The organism is Streptomyces endocoffeicus (assembly GCF_016741935.1).
Classification (GTDB): Bacteria; Actinomycetota; Actinomycetes; order Streptomycetales; family Streptomycetaceae; genus Streptomyces; species Streptomyces endocoffeicus.
This window is the reverse complement of sequence record NZ_JAERRG010000116.1, coordinates 1-2,664: the sequence shown is the minus strand read 5'-3', so window position 1 is coordinate 2,664 and position 2,664 is coordinate 1. Positions and strand designations below refer to the sequence as shown.

The window sequence follows — 2,664 nt, the reverse complement described above, 5'->3', positions numbered from 1 at the left end:
GATCGCCGGTGTGCTCGGCAACGCGGGGCAAGCCAACTACGCGGCCGCCAACAGCTTCCTCGACGCCCTGATCACCCACCGCCGCCGCCAGGGCCTGCCCGGCACCTCACTCGCCTGGGGCTGGTGGCAACGGGAAGGCGGCATGACCGCCCACCTCACCCAGGCCGACCACGACCGGATGACCCGGGACGGGATCCACGGGCTCACCGACGCCGAGGGCACCGCGCTGTTCGACACCGCCCTCGGCCTCGGGCTGGGCGCCGTCGCACCGGTCAAGCTCCACCTGCCCACCCTCAACCGGGCCGACACGGTACCCGCGGTGCTCCGCGGGCTGGTCCGCGCCGTTCGGCCCGCTGCCCGCCAAGCGACGGTCCCCGGCGAGAGCTGGGCGGACCGCATCGCCGCGCTGGTGCCCGAGGAGCGGGACCGGGCGGTGCTGGACCTGGTCCGCCAGCAGTCGGCGCGGGTCCTCGGGCATAGCGACGCCGACCGGATTGACCCCGGCCAGGCGTTCAAGGACACCGGCTTCGACTCGCTCACCGCCGTCGAGTTCCGCAACCGCGTCACCGCCGCCACCGGACTGCGGCTACCCGCCACCCTGATCTTCGACCACCCCACGCCGAACGCGCTCGCCGATCATCTGCTCGCCCAGCTCGGGCCACTGGGCGACGGCGGGTCGTCGTCCCCGGAGGTGCTGCGCGACCTGGAGCGTTTCGAACGGCAGTTGTTCGGCACCCGGCCGGACGACGAGGTAGGCACCGCGATCGCCGTCCGGTTGCGCTCCATCCTGGCCCGCCTCGACACGCCGGCCGCGGCACCCGCCGCCACGACGGGCAGCGCCCAGGTCCTCGACACGTTGGAGGACGCCTCCGAATCGGAGCTGCTCAGCTTCATCGACAAGGAATTCGGCCGCGCCTCCAACTGACCGCTCGGCTCGCCCTCATCTCAAAAGGTTGATACCGCATGGCTGATTCGAAGACCCTCACCGACTACCTGAAGTGGGTCACGGCGGATCTCTACCGGACCCGTGAGCGGCTCGCCGAAGTCGAGTCCGCGTCGGCCGAGCCGATCGCCATCATCGGCATGGCCTGCCGCTTCCCCGGCGGCGTGACCTCACCGGAGGCGCTGTGGGAGCTGGTGTCGTCCGGCACCGACGCGATCTCCGGCTTCCCGGACGACCGGGGCTGGGACCTGGAAGGCTTCTTCGACTCCGACCCGGCCCAGGAGGGTACCTCGTACATGCGGGAGGGTGGCTTTCTGACGAACGCCACCGGATTCGACCCGGCGTTCTTCGGCATCTCGCCGCGCGAGGCAGTGGCCATGGACCCGCAGCAGCGACTGCTCCTGGAGACCACCTGGGAGGTCCTGGAACGCGCGGGCCTCGACCCCACCTCACTCCGCGGCAGCCGCACCGGCGTGTTCACCGGGCTGATGGCCAACAGCTATACGACCCGGGTACGGCGGATCCCCGGCGAGCTCGAGAGCTACGCGGGCAACGGGGAGGCGGCGAGTGTCGCGTCCGGGCGGGTGTCGTACGCCTTCGGCTTCGAGGGCCCGGCGATGTCGGTCGACACCGCCTGCTCCTCGTCGCTGACCGCGTTGCACCTGGCAGTACGGGCACTGCGCGCCGGCGAGTGCCCGCTGGCGGTCGCCGGTGGGGTGACCGTGTTCGCCACGCCGCGGATCTTCTCCGACCTGAGCCGGCAGCGCGGGCTCGCCAGGGACGGCCGCTGCAAGGCGTTCTCCACGTCCGCCGACGGCACCGGGCTCAGCGAGGGCGTCGGCCTGCTGCTGGTCGAGCGGCTGTCGGACGCCCAGCGGCTCGGGCATCCGGTGCTGGGGGTGGTGCGCGGCACCGCCGTCAACCAGGACGGCGCCTCGAACGGCCTCACCGCGCCGAACGGCCCCGCCCAGCAGCGGGTCATCAAGGCCGCGCTCGCCGACGCCCGACTGACCGCGGCCGACGTGGACGTGGTGGAGGCACACGGCACCGGCACCAAACTCGGCGACCCGATCGAGGCCCAGGCCCTGATCGCCACCTACGGGCAGGACCGGGAACAGCCGCTGTGGCTTGGGTCGTTGAAGTCCAACATCGGCCACACCCAAGCCGCCGCCGGAGTGGCCGGCATCATCAAAACCGTCATGGCCATGCGCCACGGCATCATGCCGAAGAGCCTGCACATCGACGAGCCGACCCCCGAGGTCGACTGGTCGGCGGGCGCCGTCGAGCTACTGGCCGAGGCCCGCGACTGGCCGGACGCGAACGAACGCCCCCGACGCGCGGGCGTGTCGTCCTTCGGAGTCAGCGGCACCAACGCACACGTCATCCTCGAACAGGCACCGCCCGCGCCCGAGCCGACGGAGACAGCGGAGCCCGTCGAGCCCTCCGACGCGGCCGAGCCTTCCGGCCCCGTCGGGCTTGCGTTGGAACCCTCCGGTCCGATGCCGTGGGTGCTCTCCGCACAGAACGAAGCCGCGCTCAAAGACATGGCCCGTCAACTCGTGACGGAAACCGAAGGCTCGGTCCACGAAATCGCACACTCCCTCATCACCCAACGATCCACCACACTCCCCCACCGCGCCGTCCTCGTCGGCTCCACCCGAGAAGAATTCACCACCGCACTCGACAACCTCACCGGGCACACTCCGGATGGTGGCAAGACC

At 71.2% G+C, this 2,664-nt stretch carries 2 protein-coding genes; both read left to right on the top strand.

What is annotated here, in order from left to right; translation table 11 throughout:
• Nucleotides 1–925 (top strand): beta-ketoacyl reductase (locus JK364_RS54065; RefSeq protein WP_201858824.1); only part of this gene is annotated, 925 nt, incomplete at its 5' end.
• 38 nt (nucleotides 926–963) lie between these two features.
• Nucleotides 964–2,664, top strand: a 1,701-nt coding sequence (locus JK364_RS54060) for a type I polyketide synthase (RefSeq protein ID WP_201858823.1), incomplete at its 3' end; no start/stop codon positions are given.